Origin of the sequence: Moraxella haemolytica (genome assembly GCF_030177935.1) — a bacterium.
GTDB classification, from domain to species: Bacteria; Pseudomonadota; Gammaproteobacteria; order Pseudomonadales; family Moraxellaceae; genus Moraxella; species Moraxella haemolytica.
Map to the genome: position 1 here is coordinate 813,141 of NZ_CP089974.1, position 17,099 is coordinate 830,239.

Sequence of the window (17,099 nt, forward strand, 5' to 3'; positions counted from 1 at the left end):
GTAAATTTTAAAAAATTTATCCATCAATCGTGTTTTTATTGATGAAATTATAGCATATCTTTAGGGAAAAATCTAAATGGTATATAAAGCTAGCTTGGATTGGTAACCATGTTAGATTTTGCAAGTACCAGAGGTACAGCCATCATCAATGTCGCCTTGACTGTCGTCAGCACCATCACGAGTATTATGATAATACAGTGTCTTAACGCCAAATTTATAAGCGGTTAGCAAATCTTGAATCAACACCTTCATGGGGACTTTATTGCCTTCAAATTTTGATGGGTCATAATTGGTGTTGGCGGAGATGGACTGATCGATGAATTTTTGCATGATACCTACAAGGCGTAGATAGCCATTGTTATCAGGCATCTGCCAAAGCAACTCGTACTGTTTGGCAAGTTTTTCAATATCAGGCACAACCTGTTTTAAAATACCGTCTTTAGACTGTTTAACAGATACCAATCCACGAGGAGGCTCAATACCATTAGTGGCATTAGCGATTTGGGAGCTGGTTTCAGATGGCATAAGGGCACTGAGTGTTGAATTACGCAGTCCGTATGTTTTGATGTCGGCACGCAAAGATTCCCAGTCAAATTGCAACGGTTCTGGACAGATGCTGTTCAAGTCGGCTTTATAGGTATCTATCGGCAAGATGCCCTTACTATAAGTCGTCTGATCAAACCAAGGGCAGGCACCTTGTTCTTTAGCGAGCTTGTTAGATGCCTTTAATAGATAATATTGCAATGCTTCAAAGGTGCGGTGAGTCAAGGATAATGCTGCAACATCTGAATAGCGAGTGCCATTTTTGGTGAGATAATAGGCGTAGTTAATTACGCCAACACCAAGTGTACGGCGGTTTAGACTGCCTTTTTTGGCGGCGGCAACAGGATAGTCTTGATAGTCAAGCAAAGCATCAAGAGCACGCACAATCAGCTCGGCCGGCTCTTCAATATCTGAGATTTCATTAATTTTGCCTAGATTAATGGCTGATAAAGTGCATAGGGCAATCTCGCCATTTTCATCATTGATATTATCAAGAGGCTTGGTCGGTAGGGCAATCTCCATGCACAGGTTAGACTGGCGAATCGGTGCAATGCTTGGGTCAAACGGGCTGTGTGTATTGCAGTGGTCAACATTTTGAATATAGATACGACCTGTACTGGCACGCTCTTGTAGCATAAGGCTAAATAGCTCTCGTGCGGAGATGGTGCGTTTTCTGACATTGTCATCTGCCTCATATTGCGTGTACAAGCGTTCAAATTCTGCTTGATTGGCAAAGAAAGCTTCATATAGACCAGGTACATCTGATGGCGAAAACAGCGTGATGTTTTTATTTTGGATTAGGCGAGCGTACAGCGTTTTGTTTATTTGTACACCATAGTCCATATGGCGGACACGGTTATCCTCAACGCCACGGTTGTTTTTTAGGACGAGTAGGTTTTCTATCTCTAGGTGCCACATTGGGTAAAATAAAGTTGCTGCACCGCCACGAACGCCACCTTGTGAGCAGGATTTGACCGCAGCTTGGAACATCTTGAAAAATGGAATACAGCCAGTATGTTGGGCTTCACCGCCACGAATGGGTGAGCCTAAGGCACGGATTGCTCCTGCATTAATTCCGATGCCTGCACGCTGTGAGACATAACGGACGATGGCAGAAGTGGTGGCGTTGATGCTGTCTAGGTTGTCTGCACATTCAATCAGCACGCATGAGCTAAATTGGCGTGTTGGTGTGCGAACGCCTGCCATGATAGGGGTTGGCAATGAAATATAAAAATTAGAAGTGGCATCATAAAAACGCTTGACATAGTCAAGTCGCTCGCTCTTATCATAACCTGCAAACAAGCACATACCTACGAGCATATATAGGAATTGTGGGCTTTCATAGACTTGCTTGGTAACTCGGTCTTGTACCAGATATTTACCCATCATTTGCTCAACTGCCGCATAAGCAAGGTTCATGTCTCGGTCATGGTCAATGTAGCTACCAAGTTTGTCAAATTCATCTTTGGAGTAGTCTGCCAAAATGTGCTTATCGTATTTACCGCTATTGGTTAGTTTGACAACATGGTCGTATAGGTGTGGTGGCTGGTACTGACCATAGGCAATCTTACGCAGATGAAAAGTGGCTAAGCGTGCTGCTAGATACTGATAATTAGGCGTTTCTGCTGAGATTAGGTCGGCCGCTGCTTTGATGATGGTTTCGTGAATATCTTTGGTACGAATGCCATCATAGAACTGGATATGAGATTTTAGTTCAACTTGTGAAACCGAAACATTGCTTAGACCTTCGGCTGCCCAAGTGATGACTTTGTGGATTTTTTCTAAATCAATGGGCTCTAATCGTCCATCTCGTTTCGTAACTTTAATTTTATCGATGTGTACCATGGGCATGTTCCATATTTTATTAAAAGTTGCGGAAAAAAACTGCAATCAAAGATTTAATGCCATCATGACCATGCTGTTAAAAAGTATTGCTTTTCAAGCAGTTAAAGGCATAAAAATGGCGGTTTTGTTGATGAGGGGGTTAAGCTGTCATCACTACATCTAGGCGTATATCTTTTAATGTGGCACAATATATCCTAAAAAAAATAAAAATGCTAGCTTGTTTTTTTTTTGATTTTATGAATGACTTGGAGGAAAAATTTATGATGGTTCTGTATGCTAAATCTGATAAGGGGTGCAGATTTGTCAATAGGCTAAAAATTTTTTTTATTTTAAATTTTAAAATATTATATTAATTTTGATTGGTTTTATAAAATAATACGCACCACTGGGATGCGTATTATTTAGGCTGTTAGGTTAGGCACTTGCCATTAAGCTGGCGTTACCGCCTGCTGCGGTGGTGTTGTAGCTTTGGCTGATTTCATGATACAGGCGTGCTACATCAAGACCGTCTTTGGCATCAATCACACGGCGAATTGCACCATCTAGCGTTGCCAATCTTACCCGTTCATCGCTTGGCATTTCTGTGAGAGCGATGATGATATCATTGGTATCAGCACCAGCGGATTCTATGACGCTAAGCAGGCTGCCAAAATGTTCTGCATGAGTAGAGAGTTCATGTTCTGGCGTAATGTGGGTGTGTATATTGTTGGTTGCTAAAACCATCAAAGTTTTAACCGCATCAATGGCATTGCCACCGTAGAGCGTAACAGCATGTGGTGCACGCCACGATAGGGTGTTGCATTCACCTGTTGGCCCTGGTAGGTTAATGTATGCACCGTTTAGTGCCGAAGTGCGTGCAATATTTGCCGCTGTTTCTAGCTGTGTGGCATCGGTGATTAAGCCTGATGTTTTGGCGGCTGTTATTATTTGATTGATGGCGATTTCATTGACCGTTGCAGGAAAATCAACCGCTGGGACAGACCAAGTACTAAGACAGCTTAGACGCTGTAGGTAGAATGGACCACCTGCTTTTGGCCCTGTGCCACTCATCCCATGACCACCAAAGGGTTGTACGCCCACAACTGCACCAACGATGTTGCGGTTGATATATACATTGCCTGCTTCGATACGGTCGGCGATACTCTCAATGGTGCTATCAATACGGCTATGGATACCATGTGTTAAGGCAAAGCCTTTTTTGTTGATGCTGTCAATCAAGTCGTCTAACTCATGAGCATCAAAGCGAACCACATGTAGTACAGGTCCAAAAACTTCCTTTTTAAGTTGTGATAAATTTTGTAGTTCAAACATGATAGGGGTAACAAAAGTACCCACATCTGTTGAGCGGATTTTCACTTCATGAAATGGAGCGATTTGTTTTAAGGTATTGATGTGGTTGAATAGGTTTTCTTGTGCTTCAGCATCAATCACAGGGCCTACATCGGTAGATAGATAGGCAGGATTGTTCACTATCAGTTCATCCATTGCCCCCTTAATCATCTCAATCATATGGTCGGCTACATCTTCTTGGATGCACAAGATGCGAAGTGCTGAACAACGCTGACCCGCTGAGTCAAATGCAGATGCCAATACATCGGTGCATACTTGCTCAGGTAGGGCGGTACTATCAACAATCATGGCATTCATGCCACCTGTCTCAGCGATGAGAGTGGGGTTGTCATCTCGCTGTGCTAAGGTGTGGTTAATGCGTTTGGCAACATCGGTGGAGCCTGTGAAAATCACGCCATCAATGCGACTGTCTGTGGTCAATGCTGCCCCTATGTCGCCTGCACCCAAGACCAATTGCAAGGCATCTTGTGGTACGCCTGCTTCGTGTAACCAAGTTACTGCCAGATGGGCGATAAGGGAGGTCTGTTCGGCAGGCTTAGCAACAACCGTATTGCCTGCCGCTAGGGCTGACACCACCTCACCAACAAAGATGGCAAGCGGAAAATTCCAAGGGCTGATTGCCACCATTGTGCCAACAGGACTATTTAGGTTTAGGCGTTCGGCTTCATCGGCATAATAACGACAAAAATCAACCGCTTCACGCACCTCAGCAATGGCATTTAGCAAGGTTTTGCCTGCTTCACGCACGGCAACCATCATCAGCAGTGCCATGTATTTTGGCGACTCTAACATATCAGCAAAGCGACGCAAGATATTTGCACGCACTGTTGGTGGGGTTGATTGCCAGCTATTTTGGGCATCAATAGCAACAGAGATGACCTCTGACACAGAAGCAGATTCTAAAAACGAGACATGTCCAACAATGTCAGCATGATTGGCAGGGTTGATTACCTGATGCGGAGCTTGGTGTTCTACATTAACGCTAACGATGGATTGAATGTTAAAATCAATACCCAGTGCCTCATTCATATCGGCTTCTAATTGGGCAAGCACATGCTCATTGCTTAGGTCGATGCCGTACGAATTTAGGCGGTTGCCATAGATGTGGCGTGGTTTTGGTGTTAATGGGTTACTGGTGATATGATTGACATCAATCTCATCTAAAGGCGAGATGGTTAGTTCATCAATGCTAACTTTTTCATCAACAATGCGGTTGACAAATGACGAGTTTGCACCATTTTCAAGCAAGCGACGCACCAGATAAGCAAGCAGGGTTTTATGTGTGCCAACAGGAGCATAGATGCGTACACGGCGACCTAAATTTTGTTCACCGACAACTTGGTCATAGAGAGTCTCGCCCATGCCATGTAGGCATTGGAATTCAAAATCTTTTCCTTCGCCCATCTTATAGATGGTGGCAAGGCTTTGGGCGTTGTGCGTAGCAAATTGTGGGAAAATGGCATCTTGTGCATTCAGTAGTTTTTGGGCACAAGCTAGATATGAGATATCGGTATGAACTTTGCGTGTATAGACAGGGTAACCGTCCAGACCATCAACTTGAGCCCATTTGATTTCGCTATCCCAATACGCACCTTTTACTAGACGAATCATGAGACGCTGGTTGTTGCGACGAGCAAGATCAATCAGATAATCAATCACATAAGGACAGCGTTTTTGATAAGCCTGTACCACAAAACCAATGCCGTTAAAGCCTGCCAAATCAGGGTCTGATACCAACTTTTCCATCAAATCAAGTGATAGTTCCAAACGATTGGCTTCTTCTGCATCAATGTTTAGACCGATGTTGTATTCTTTAGCAAGCATGAATAGTGCTTTTAAGCGTGGCAACAGCTCAGTCATCACTCGTTCATGTTGGGCACGAAAATAGCGGGGGTGAATGGCAGAGAGCTTCACAGAGATGCCATTGCCATCATAGATACCACGACCTTTGGCGTCTTTACCAATGGCATGAATGGCGGTAACATAGTCATTATAATAACGGTCTGCATCAGCAGCAGTCATCGCAGCTTCCCCTAGCATATCAAAGCTGAAGCGATAGCCTAGTTTTTCACGCTCTTTACCGTTTCTTAGGGCTTCATCAATGGTTTGACCTGTAACAAACTGTTTGCCAAGCATTTTCATGGCGTAGTTGACGCCGCCACGAATGAATGGTTCGCCACCTTTTTGGATAACACGAGTTAGGGCAGAGCCTAGTGATTTTTCGTTAACATCGGTGGTTAATTTGCCTGTTAATACCAAGCCCCAAGCAGCAGCATTAACAAACATAGAAGGGCTATTACCAACATGGCTCTTCCAGTCGCCATCAGCCAACTTATCACGAATGAGCTTATCACGAGTGGCGTTGTCGGGGATGCGAAGTAGGGCTTCGGCAAGGCACATTAAAGCAATACCTTCTTCGCTTGACAAAGAAAATTCGTGCATGAGTGCATCCACACCTGACGATTTACTGCGGTCAGCACGCACTTGAGTGATGAGGCGATGAGATAGTTCGCTGATTTCGGTTTTTTGACTTTGGGATAACTGCAATGTTGAAGCTAGATTTTGTACAGCTACTTGTTCATCAAGTCGATAGGCATTGGTAATGGCATCACGCAAATGACTTTGAGAGTGGGTGAATTGGAACATGCTTTGTCCTTATAAAATGGTATGAAAGGGTAGATTTTATTATACAATGATTTGAGATGGTGATTGATATCACTTATATGTGCATTATTATATCATTATCATAAGAATGTCATCAATAAAAGTCATGAGTAATGTTTAAATAATGTGCATAAATGTAAAAGGGCGTTGTTTGACATTGGAAAAACCAATAAATTAGCCAAAAGTAGTGGACTTTTGGCTAATTAAATTATGGGTCTGATTTTCTTGATGGGTGGCTACCAGATTAGCGAATCTCAACCGATGCACCGTTTTGAATATTGGCATATAGTTCAAGTACATCCCAGTTGGTCAGACGCACACAGCCTAAAGATGATTGGCGACTGATACCCTCAGGCACCGGTGAGCCATGAATGCCATAGCTTGGTTTGTTTAGACCAAGCCATACCACACCAACAGGGCTGTTTGGTCCTGGCGGTAAAATGAAAGTTTTTTTGTTGGTCTCGCTTTCACGATTGACAGTGGCTTTGTAGTGTGGCATTTTAACTTTATTGACTACTTTGTATTTACCCCCTGGCGTGGAAGTAGCGACACCGCCAACGGTAGTTGGGTAGGTTGCCACCAGTTTATCGCCATCATAGGCATATAGGATTTTGTCTGTCCGATCGGCTATTACACGAGTGATGCGACCAGAGAAAGGTTTTCCTGTGTTGATAACGGTGATGGTCTCGCCTTCAACGAAGTTTTTATTTGGGTTGAGTTTTTCAAGATAATTAACAGACATATGGAAGCGTTCGCCCAACATCTCTTGAATATTTTCGTAGTTCAAGGCTTTTAATTTGGAGCGTGATTCGGCACTGCTTGGTAGTGCTTTATATGAGCCTTTGACATCATCGGCGGTGATGGTGTATGAGACAAGTACAGGTTGATTTGGGTCAATATCTTCAATCAATGCCGCCCAAGTTGCCTCGTCCATCTTTCCTGTTGGTCTTAGGTCTTTGATTTTTTGGAAATTAATCAAGGCTTTTTTGCTGTTCATGCCCCAACCGCCATCAATCGGACCAGGCGATGCGTGATTCCAGTCAAGTAGCACTTGTAGCTTTACCGTCATGGCGGTATTGACTTTCATGTTAGGCGACCAAGTGGACTGATTGACCGTCTTGGCGTAATCTGATAAATTGACTGTTGTTATTCGTTTGCCATCTTGCTCAATGCTTTTGATGGCACTGGTGTCAGTATCAGCAAATTCTACCGCTTCACCTGTAACAATATCATCTTCTGCACTGGTTTCATTGGCATAAGCAGTGCTTGCAAGACCTAGATAAAGAGACAATAAAGTGCTAATAAATAATGGTTTTTTGTTAGCCATTGGTATGTCCGATTTAAAATTTTAAATTAAAATATTTATTTCAAAAGTAAAACACACTCATCATAACATAAAATAATGAGTCTTAAAAGTCAAATTACGAGTGGTTACGCACCGCTGACTGTTGTATTTGGCAGCTTACTTGGCTAATGATTGATTTACCAGTTCAATCGTACCGCTTGCTTGATAGATAAGCGTGGTGGTGCCACTTTCAAAATTAGCTTTGATGCCATCGTTGGTGTTTTTTGCCATTGACATTGCAGCCATCGGGTATACATGACGATGATTTGCCCCATCTAACTGCACTGAAACGATTTTGTAATCAGTTGCTCCAAAGGCAAGGCTGATGGTTTGTGCTTGCTCCAAAAAGTTCTTGGTGGCATTTAGGGTGAGACGTTTTTTGATGTTATTTTGTGTATTCTTTGAGACACTAAAAGATACATCATTAACCATCATGATGGACTGCAAATCACTGATGAGCTGACCGACTTCCTCAAAGTTTTGGCTTTTTAATTGTATTGATACATTGCCAGTAAAGCCTGTGATGGTGTTGTTTTTATCATAATTTGGATAGGTGCTTTGACTTTCTGTTTTTATGCTGACATTGGGGTATTTTTTGGCGATGGCTAGGGCATCGTTCATGGTTTTGTTTAAGATTTTGGCGATTTCTTTGGTGGTTTTGGCTTGGGCGGTTTTGGCTAGCCTTGCTTGAATTTCGTCATTAGCAACCTCTTCTTGTGCTTCCACCTGAAAGCTGATGCGGTTATAGGCTTGGTTATCATGGGCATGGCTAAATGTTGCAAGACTACCCATTATCCCCAAACTTAATGCGATGCTAAGACGAGTGATTGTGGACAAAGTGGTCATGAGTTGCTCCTTTGGAGTTCATTTTTGATAAGTCTGAATGAATGACGATGAATTGATGAATAATAGATTGGCAGATAGTAGATTGGTAAATAATGAAAAGCTAGCTTAAATATAATAAAAATCATCGTGTTGGGTTGTTTGCTTTTGGTGAATATTGGCTAATGTTATAAAAATTGTATGGGTATTGTTTTGTAGATTGGTAAGGCCGTTAATGCCGTCATCCAAAAGACGCATCATGGTGGTGATGCGTCTTTTTTGGGGTTAATCAAGCTTAATTTTGTCTTTTAATAAAAATTCCATGAGTGCTTTTTGGGCGTGTAGGCGGTTTTCAGCTTCGTCCCATACCACCGAACGAGCATCATCTAATAGGTCATGACTGATCTCTTCGCCACGATGAGCGGGTAGGCAGTGCATGAATAATACCTCCTTATCAGCAGTATCTAGCAACTTAGGGGTGATTTGAAATCCTGCAAAGTCTTGTTCACGCTTTTTTTGTTCAGCCTCTTGTCCCATACTTGCCCACACATCTGTAACCACAAGGTGTGAGCCTTTGACAGCATCAGCAACGCTATTGGTCAAGGTTAAGCGATGGCTGTATTTGGTGGTAAGTTCGCTATTTGGTTCATAGCCCTTTGGTGTGGCAATATTTAGATGAAAGTCAAACTGCTCGGCGGCTAGAATGTATGAATTGCACATATTGTTGCCATCGCCGACCCATGTTACGGTTTTGCCTTTGATATCGCCTTTATGTTCAAAAAAAGTCTGCATATCGGCAAGTAGTTGGCAGGGGTGGTAATCATCGGTCAAGGCGTTGATGACAGGCACAGATGAATGCTTGGCAAAGGTCTGTACACGCTCATGGGCAAAGGTGCGAATCATGACAATATCGGTCATGGAGCTAATCACACGAGCAGAATCTTCAATGGGTTCACCACGCCCCAGCTGAGTATCATTAGGTGATAAAAATAGAGCCTGACCACCAAATTGCCCCATGCCTGTCTCAAAAGATACACGAGTGCGAGTGCTAGATTTCTCAAAAATCATGGCAAGTGTACGCCCAACAAAAGGGCGATAAACCTCGCCTGCATGTTGCATTTTGCGAAGTTCGCTGGCACGATTGATGACTGTGCGAAGCTCTTGTTTGGATAGGTCAAATAGAGTAAGAAAATGACGAACACTCATGAATATTCCTTTGCTTTATTAGGAAAAAATTTGAGTATATCAAAGCTTATTTTAAATGGCTAGTGGTTTTTACAACTTGAACCAAGTGATTGGTATCCCATATGGGGATTAAATGACAACTTTGCGTATCGGTCTTGTGGTGGTGCGACACATTATCTCATAGCCAATTGTCCCTGCATTGGCAGCGACCTCGTCAATACTTGGGGCGTCATCACCTCCCCACAAAATGACAGGCGTGCCGACATCGCAGGCTATTTCGGTGATATCTATCATCATGATATCCATCGTTATACGCCCAACTATCGGTGCAAGTGTGATTTTACCATCGATACTAACACCAACAGATGCATTCTTGATGACTCTGGGGTAGCCATCGCCGTAGCCACAGCTGACGATACCAATACGGCTTGGTTTGTTTGTTTGCCATAAAGCCCCATAGCTTACCGATTCACCTGTATCTACAGACTGCACCGCCATGATGTGCGAACTAAATATCATCGCAGGTTTAAGTTCAAGCGTGCGGTGTGTAATATGGCTAAAGGGGCTAGCACCATATAAGGCAATGCCTGTACGCACCCAGTCATGATGCTCGTTAGGATGATTTAAAATTCCGGCTGAATTACATAATGATGCTTGAATATCGCTACCAACACTGCTTCGCAGTTGCTCAAGTAGCACATTAAAACGAGCAATTTGTTTGGCGGTGATGGGGCTATCTGTTTCGTCAGCACAGGCAAAATGACTGGTCAATATGAGCTTATAGCCCATATTGTATAGGGTGTTGGCAGCTTTTATTGTCTCATCTTTATCAAAGCCTAAGCGGTTCATGCCGGTATTGTATTTTAACCAAATGGTGCGAGTAAAGCTGTTGTTGCAGGCGGGATATTTGATGGCAAAATCAAGCTGTGCTTGACTATGAATAACACAGCCAAAGCCTTGCTCTAAAGCGATTAGCCATTCGTTTTCGTCAAATACACCTTCAATGAGAACAATTGGTCGTCTGATACCTAAAATATCACAGACTTTTTTAACCTCTAGGGCTTCACTCATGCACGCCACGCCAAAGGCATCGGCATCTTTTAATCCTGCCAGAGCGTAAGCAATGCCATGCCCATAGGCATTTGCCTTGACCATTGCCATAACTTTGGCGGGGTGGTTGGCATTTAGGCTGTTTTTGATGGTGGATAGATTGTGTGCTAAAGCATTTTGGTTGATGGTCAAGGTGGTGTTTCGCATTGCTGAGTATCGCCTATGGGTATGTTGATTGAATGTTATTGGGTGGTTGATGATAAATTACATCTCTTCTTCATAATCTTCAGGCATACCATAGCCTTCGATAAAGTTGGTAAAGCGAGTGAATTGCCCTTCAAAGCGTAATGGCACAGTGCCAATCGGTCCATTACGCTGTTTACCAATAATAATCTCTGCAAAACCTTTATTATCCGCCTTGTCTTTATTATACACCTCATCACGGTAGATGAACATGATCAGGTCGGCATCTTGCTCAATGGCACCAGATTCACGCAAATCGGACATGACAGGGCGTTTGTTGGGTCGCTGTTCAAGACTTCGGTTCAGCTGTGATAAAGCAACGACAGGGCAGTTCATTTCACGAGCCAGTGCTTTGATGCTACGACTGATTTCACCAATTTCACCAACACGGTTATTCTCCATGCCAGGTATTTTCATAAGTTGCAAGTAGTCAATGATGACCATACCCAGACCGCTTTCGTGGTTTTTGGCGATACGGCGGCAGGTGGAGCGAATCTCAGTTGGCGGTAGATTGTTGCGAGCATCTACATATAGGTGCTTATCTTGAATCATGGTAATGGCGGTGGATAATGCCGCCCATTCGTGTTCACTCATGTTACCAGAACGCAGATTGGTTTGGTTGATTTGCCCCAGTGATGACAACATACGAGTAACGATGGATTCAGCAGGCATCTCCATAGAAAATACCACCACAGGCAATCCCTGCATGAGTACTGATTCTGCCAAATTCATCGCAAAAGTCGTCTTACCCATTGATGGGCGAGCTGCCACAACAATCATATCGCCTTTTTGTAGCCCTTGTGTTTTGTTATTTAGCTCTTCAAATGGCGTGGCAAGACCAATCATTGAGCCATCTCTTGCCTTTAGTTCAGCCAGCTGATTGGTAACATTCATTAGAATGTCGGTAATGTTTTGTACTCCCTGCTTGCCCACACCGCTGGTGTAGTTTTCGTTGATGCGAAAAATATCCGCTTCGACCGTATCTAGGATATCGCTTACTGTTTGTTTTTTTGGGTGGTAGGCGAGATTTAGCATATTGTTGGCGGATTTAATGAGCTGACGATACACCGAAAACTCACGCACTCGTTCGGCATACGGCACCAGATTAAATAGCGTTCCTCTACTTTGGTTAATCTGCATGAGATAGTCTTCACCGCCTGCAGCATTTAAAAGATTTTGGGCGTTGAGATAGTCATAAACCATCAGGCTATCATAAGGCTGATTTACCCTTGATAGATGTGTGATTGCCCGAAAAATATGTTTATGCCGTTCGCCATAAAAATCATCATCGGTAATGATGCTATCAATCTTTTCAAAGGATTCATCAATACTCATGAGTGAAGCAAGCAAAGCTCGCTCAATCTCAATACTATGAGGCGGTTGAAGGCTTAATAAGTCATCGCTACTATCATGAGTTTCTTTATTGGTTTTTTTGGTGCTGGTTGTCATGAATAAGTGTTCTTTTTTTAATATGATTGCTAAAATTTAGACACAAATTTTAGCACAAAAGCGATATAATAAATACTAAATTAAGTACGAAATTTATTCACCAAAATCTAAGATTGGATAAGAGAAAATCATCATGAATGACGCCATGCCTACAGCAAGCAAACCCCTACTTATTACCACAGGCGAGCCTGCAGGTATTGGCATGGATATTGTCATCGATGTCTTGTGCCACCATCGTGATGAGCTATCTATGCCGATTGTTATCACGGCAGACGTGACCGCTTTTTTTCAAAGAATGTCTGAACTAAAAGTGGTTGGTTTGATTGATGAAATGCCGATATTTAGGGTGATTGATGAGCAGGAAGTTTTTGATACCAACCAATTCCTAGCTGATTGTGTATATATTATTCATACGCCTTGCAATGATGCTGTCATCTCTGGAAAGTTAAATGTGCAAAACGCCTACATGGTTGAAAGACAGCTTAGATTGGCACATAATTTGGCATCTGTCGGCGTGGTTGGGGCGATTGTTACTGCACCCATTCAAAAGTCGGTTATGATAGATGCCGGTATTCATCTAGATGATGGGCAGATGTTTTGTGGGCATACTGAGTATTTTATGCAAAAGGCAGGTTGTGATAAGGTAGTGATGATGCTAGCTAATGCCAAAATGCGTGTGGCACTTGTTACCACCCACATTCCTTTGAGAATGGTTGCTGATGCCATCACGACCATCGAGGTGCAACAGACGGTCGCCATTACCGAGTGGGCAATGCGTGAACAATTTGGTATAAAGCACCCAAAAATTCTAGTGTGTGGTCTTAATCCCCATGCAGGCGAGGGCGGTCATCTTGGTGATGAAGAGATTTGTATCATCAATCCAGTTTTGCAAGCATTTCGTGATAAGGGTGTGGACATCAGTCTTGCCATGCCTGCTGATACGCTATTTACTGACAAATATCTGTCTCAGGCAGATGCCATCATCGCCATGTATCATGATCAAGGGTTGGCTCCTTTAAAATCACATGGTTTTGGAGATACGGTTAATATCACGCTAGGATTGCCTTATGTACGCACTTCGGTAGATCATGGTACTGCTTTGGACTTGGCGGGAACTGGCAGAGCAAGTAGCAGTAGTTTGGTTCAAGCAATTAAGATGGCACATCAAATGATGAGTGGTAAACAAGAAAATCAACCAACCACAACCCAAAATATCATAAGTCTTAAAGAATAAGTCGTAATAGTGGGAGTGGCAGATATGCCATCAAAGCCGACAGAAAATTTCTCAATAAAACCTTGTCCACACGGCAGATTAAGCACTTGTGAGATTTATGGCGACAGCTGACAAAGACAGATGGTTTTGGTGGTTAGGCATCTACGATGTTTTGATTGGCATACATCTGCAATGCTTCAGTTACGATTTGGGCTTGTGATTTGCCTGTTTGTTTAGACAAATCCTTGACCAGCGCCACCGTATCTTCATGCAGTTTAAAGGCTTTATTGACAATGCCACGGTGTGCCATGCTGTCTTCGTTGATTTGGTGGCGTGTCTTTGGGTTTGATATAGTTTTTGGCATTTGACAACCCTTTAAAGTATTGCTAAGATAATCACAAGTTTTAGGAGAAACTGGGTGCTTGCACCACCCAGCTCAAGCCTTTTGGCTGGACTTAGTATTACCAATCAGATGTGCTGAATAATACTAAGATTAAAACGATTGCGATTTTGAACATTTTCATCGTTCATCTCCTAGGATAGCCACCACTTGACTTAGGTCGGTGGCGGTAACCTATCAAGACTCGGTGTTGCAACACCTTGTCTTGATAAAACATATTATAGGGTATCCTACAAAAAAGCCAAGATAAATCTTGGCTTTTTTGTTTCAACTCAACCGCTTATCGTCTGATGAGCGGTTTTTTATTGGGTAAAAATCATGAAAACCATCCAGTTACCCGGTATTTTAGCCAAAAAGTTTGGCAGATTTTTCAGCTTAATGTTAAATCCATCTAGGCGAACATTTGATAGTCCATTCCGATAAAAACCCCATCACAATATGACCTGCACCCCAAAAGTTAGATGCTCGGTTTTTAACCCTTGGGGTGTTTTTTTATGACAAAACGCACCATTGTAGAACCAATTAAAATAAACCAAGTATATTCTTTGTGATAAATAGGATTGGTAATATGTGAGATGGAGTGGCGTTAAGGTAATATAAGTGATTTTTACGCAGTGAAATGATACAAAAAAACAACCCTTGAAAGCTCATGTTTTCAAGGGTTGTTTTATTTTAGCGAGCTTTTATGAACGCTGAATTGGTACCAGTGGTCGGATTTAAATTTATAATTTAAGTTATTGATTTTATTATATTTTATATAAATAAAATAATCATAGGGTACAAGATAGGGTGCATTTGAGAGAAACGATAATTTGGCATATAACAATAAAAAAATGGTGTGGATATAGTATCATATCCACACCATTTTTTGTCATTTTATTCTGCTTGCCATTGCATTGGGTTTTCCAGCCATGCATTAACTTCATCATTCTTCCACACCGTGACGCTTGCATTTATTCGTTGTGGTTCTGGAAATTTGCCATCTTTGCATTTTCGCCACAAGGTCGTGCGTCCGAACGGCAATAGAGGCAAAATATCTTTGGCTTTGGATAGTCCACCAGCAACCAGTGGTTTATCTCTTGGTTTATCAGTCATTTTTTTATTCTCCTACTTCAGGTTTTGGAAAGCTCACACCATTGATGGTAATCATTTCTCGGGCTAGGCGAAACTTGTTGTTTTTATTTGCCAGCGCCACATCACACAAAATTCTTCATAGGTCGGACTACGCCAGCGTAAAACCATTAATGTCGGTAACTCGTACAGTCCAGTATCTACATAGTACATATCAAGTTCTCACTCTAAAATGGAATGTCATCATCTGTTACAGTATTAAAACCGATTGGTGCTGGCGATCTTTCAAAGAATTCTGCCTTTTGTTTGACTTGCCAAAATCGCCCACTGGGGTCTTTAGTGCATAGTATCTTATGTGGAATCTGATGTGGTTTGGTATTTAGCATCTTAATTGCATCATCCACAGTAAATGGTACACTGTCATTGATGACGGACGACCACCATGCACACGCCTTTTGTAGCGCGTAGCCTGTATGTTCAAAGCATTGCCATTCTGACACCATCAGTATTTCGCCGATGTCGTAATCTACTCGCAAAGTCGGCGATTTACCTTTCTTTTGGTGCTTGTGGTAGCTGACATTTAGCACTTCAAACCATCGCTCCTCTGCTGGCTCTAAGCCTGCAATCGGTGCGGTATGGCTTGCTGTCGTGCCATGCACAGGCGTGGCAACGACAGGAAAGACAAAACCGCACTCGCTACATTCGGTGTGGTGTACCTCATTAGCATTGCCACAGCTGTCGCAGTATTTAAAGGGCTTATCGCCTGATTTACTGCCACGAGTTTTATTGCGACCCTTGATGCGATTGACCGCCCCCAGCGTGTCGGTGGTGTCGGTATAATCGAGCCACAAACAATCACGCTTGCCATCGGCAATTCGCATGCCACGCCCTGCAATCTGCACATAAAGCACAGGCGAACGAGTGGGACGAAGCAGCACAATACAATCGGTCGCAGGGGCATCAAACCCCGTGGTCAGTGTGCCAATGGATACCAAAGCATTGATGGCATCAGGATTGGACTTTGGTAGTTGGTAGCGAGCCAAAATATCATCACGCACCCCCTTTGGTGTGTCAGCGATGACCATATGAGCATTTAACCCGCTAAATGCTTGTAGGGCTTTTAACACTCTGTTGGCGTGTGATTTATCCACACAATAAAATAAAAATTTGTTGCGACTTTGGTAGGCAGAAATGTAAAAATCATCCATGACCGCTTGTGTTAATGCTTCGTGATTCACCGCTGCCGCCAAATCCTTGACCACAAAATCACCACCAGCCATCTTAACTGCCGAAGTGTCAATCTTAGGCTTGTCTGATTTATCCACCACCAACGGAGCAAGATACCCTTGCTCCAACAGCTCATCCATCGTGATACGACAAGCCGTCCCTGCAAATAAAGGGTCTTCGCCTTGCCATAGCCAAATGCCATCGCCACGAAAAGGCGTGCCTGTGAATCCAATAACGCATAATGACGGATTGCCAAATCGTTTGATATCATCAAACAGCGTGCGGTACATGCCTGTATTTTTACTATTGACATTGTGGCATTCGTCAATGAGCATGATGTCCACCTTGCCGAGCTTGTCGGCGTGCCTGGCAATAGAGCCAATGGTGGCAAAGATGATTTGGCTCTCTAAGTCTTTTTCGCCAAGTGAGGCACTGCACACACCAGCGGGTGCGTCCGCCCATACCGCCAAAAGTTTATCCAAATTTTGGCGACACAACTCACGACTTGCCACACACATGACAATGCGTGCGGTGGGACTCATCGCAATGACTCGGCGGCACAGCTCGGCGATGATGACCGATTTACCCGCCCCAACGGTGGCTTCTACGATGGGATTGCCTGTGGGGTGGCGGGTCAGCCACCCAAACAGGTCATTGATGCACTTTTCTTGGTAGGGTCGTAGTTGCATAAG

General features: G+C 43.1%; 11 protein-coding genes. 1 reads left to right on the top strand and 10 read right to left on the bottom strand.

From position 1 onward, the window contains the following. Positions 1–111: 111 nt before the first annotated feature. The 7 genes from nrdA to dnaB form a co-directional block, all read right to left on the bottom strand. Positions 112–2,388, bottom strand: coding sequence for a class 1a ribonucleoside-diphosphate reductase subunit alpha (gene nrdA / locus LU276_RS03800; RefSeq protein WP_284674319.1), 2,277 nt, complete (start codon positions 2,386–2,388; stop codon positions 112–114). A gap of 414 nt (positions 2,389–2,802) precedes the next feature. Further along, positions 2,803–6,384, bottom strand: a complete 3,582-nt coding sequence (putA, locus tag LU276_RS03805) for a bifunctional proline dehydrogenase/L-glutamate gamma-semialdehyde dehydrogenase PutA (protein WP_284674320.1) — start codon at positions 6,382–6,384, stop codon at positions 2,803–2,805. 262 nt (positions 6,385–6,646) lie between these two features. Beyond that, positions 6,647–7,729 carry a L,D-transpeptidase family protein gene (locus LU276_RS03810; RefSeq protein WP_284674321.1) on the bottom strand — a complete coding sequence of 361 codons (1,083 nt, stop codon included), beginning with the start codon at positions 7,727–7,729 and terminating at the stop codon, positions 6,647–6,649. Positions 7,730–7,864: 135 nt separating this feature from the next. Next, a complete protein-coding gene (locus LU276_RS03815) occupies positions 7,865–8,593 on the bottom strand; it encodes an SIMPL domain-containing protein (protein ID WP_284674322.1) in 729 nt (242 codons plus the stop codon). Positions 8,594–8,854: 261 nt separating this feature from the next. After that, positions 8,855–9,775, bottom strand: a complete 921-nt coding sequence (gene argF, locus LU276_RS03820; protein ID WP_284674323.1) for an ornithine carbamoyltransferase — start codon at positions 9,773–9,775, stop codon at positions 8,855–8,857. 108 nt (positions 9,776–9,883) lie between these two features. Continuing rightward, positions 9,884–11,011 (bottom strand): alanine racemase, encoded by a 1,128-nt coding sequence (gene alr, locus LU276_RS03825; protein WP_284674324.1) that lies wholly within the window; start codon positions 11,009–11,011, stop codon positions 9,884–9,886. 57 nt (positions 11,012–11,068) lie between these two features. Further along, the gene (gene dnaB / locus LU276_RS03830; RefSeq protein WP_284674325.1) at positions 11,069–12,496 is read right to left on the bottom strand and encodes a replicative DNA helicase; all 1,428 of its coding nucleotides are present in this window, start codon (positions 12,494–12,496) and stop codon (positions 11,069–11,071) included. A 133-nt stretch (positions 12,497–12,629) separates the two neighbouring features. On the opposite strand from dnaB, the gene pdxA reads away from it, so the two are divergent. Then, entirely contained in the window at positions 12,630–13,730 is a 1,101-nt protein-coding gene (gene pdxA, locus LU276_RS03835; RefSeq protein ID WP_284674326.1) for a 4-hydroxythreonine-4-phosphate dehydrogenase PdxA, read from the top strand. Between the two features lie 133 nt (positions 13,731–13,863). Here pdxA and LU276_RS03840 read toward each other — a convergent pair whose 3' ends face one another. The 3 genes from LU276_RS03840 to LU276_RS03850 all read right to left on the bottom strand — a co-directional run bounded on the left by LU276_RS03840 (position 13,864) and on the right by LU276_RS03850 (position 17,096). Continuing rightward, positions 13,864–14,073: a ribbon-helix-helix domain-containing protein gene (locus tag LU276_RS03840; RefSeq protein WP_284674327.1), complete on the bottom strand. Its 210-nt coding sequence runs from the start codon at positions 14,071–14,073 to the stop codon at positions 13,864–13,866. 912 nt (positions 14,074–14,985) lie between these two features. Next, positions 14,986–15,204 (bottom strand): helix-turn-helix transcriptional regulator, encoded by a 219-nt coding sequence (locus LU276_RS03845; protein WP_284674328.1) that lies wholly within the window; start codon positions 15,202–15,204, stop codon positions 14,986–14,988. A gap of 203 nt (positions 15,205–15,407) precedes the next feature. Further along, complete coding sequence (locus tag LU276_RS03850) at positions 15,408–17,096, bottom strand: DEAD/DEAH box helicase (RefSeq protein WP_284674329.1); 1,689 nt, start codon at positions 17,094–17,096, stop codon at positions 15,408–15,410. Between the last annotated feature and the right edge of the window lie 3 nt (positions 17,097–17,099).

Bases quoted from the DNA above. Each gene is read 5' to 3' on its own strand.
- argF (WP_284674323.1), bottom strand. From the start codon at position 9,775: ATGAGTGTTCGTCATTTTCTTACTCTATTTGACCTATCCAAACAAGAG.
- dnaB (WP_284674325.1), bottom strand. From the start codon at position 12,496: ATGACAACCAGCACCAAAAAAACCAATAAAGAAACTCATGATAGTAGC.
- LU276_RS03810 (WP_284674321.1), bottom strand. From the start codon at position 7,729: ATGGCTAACAAAAAACCATTATTTATTAGCACTTTATTGTCTCTTTAT.
- LU276_RS03850 (WP_284674329.1), bottom strand. From the start codon at position 17,096: ATGCAACTACGACCCTACCAAGAAAAGTGCATCAATGACCTGTTTGGG.
- LU276_RS03845 (WP_284674328.1), bottom strand. From the start codon at position 15,204: ATGACTGATAAACCAAGAGATAAACCACTGGTTGCTGGTGGACTATCC.
- putA (WP_284674320.1), bottom strand. From the start codon at position 6,384: ATGTTCCAATTCACCCACTCTCAAAGTCATTTGCGTGATGCCATTACC.
- LU276_RS03815 (WP_284674322.1), bottom strand. From the start codon at position 8,593: ATGACCACTTTGTCCACAATCACTCGTCTTAGCATCGCATTAAGTTTG.
- alr (WP_284674324.1), bottom strand. From the start codon at position 11,011: ATGCGAAACACCACCTTGACCATCAACCAAAATGCTTTAGCACACAAT.
- nrdA (WP_284674319.1), bottom strand. From the start codon at position 2,388: ATGGTACACATCGATAAAATTAAAGTTACGAAACGAGATGGACGATTA.
- LU276_RS03840 (WP_284674327.1), bottom strand. From the start codon at position 14,073: ATGCCAAAAACTATATCAAACCCAAAGACACGCCACCAAATCAACGAA.
- pdxA (WP_284674326.1), top strand. From the start codon at position 12,630: ATGAATGACGCCATGCCTACAGCAAGCAAACCCCTACTTATTACCACA.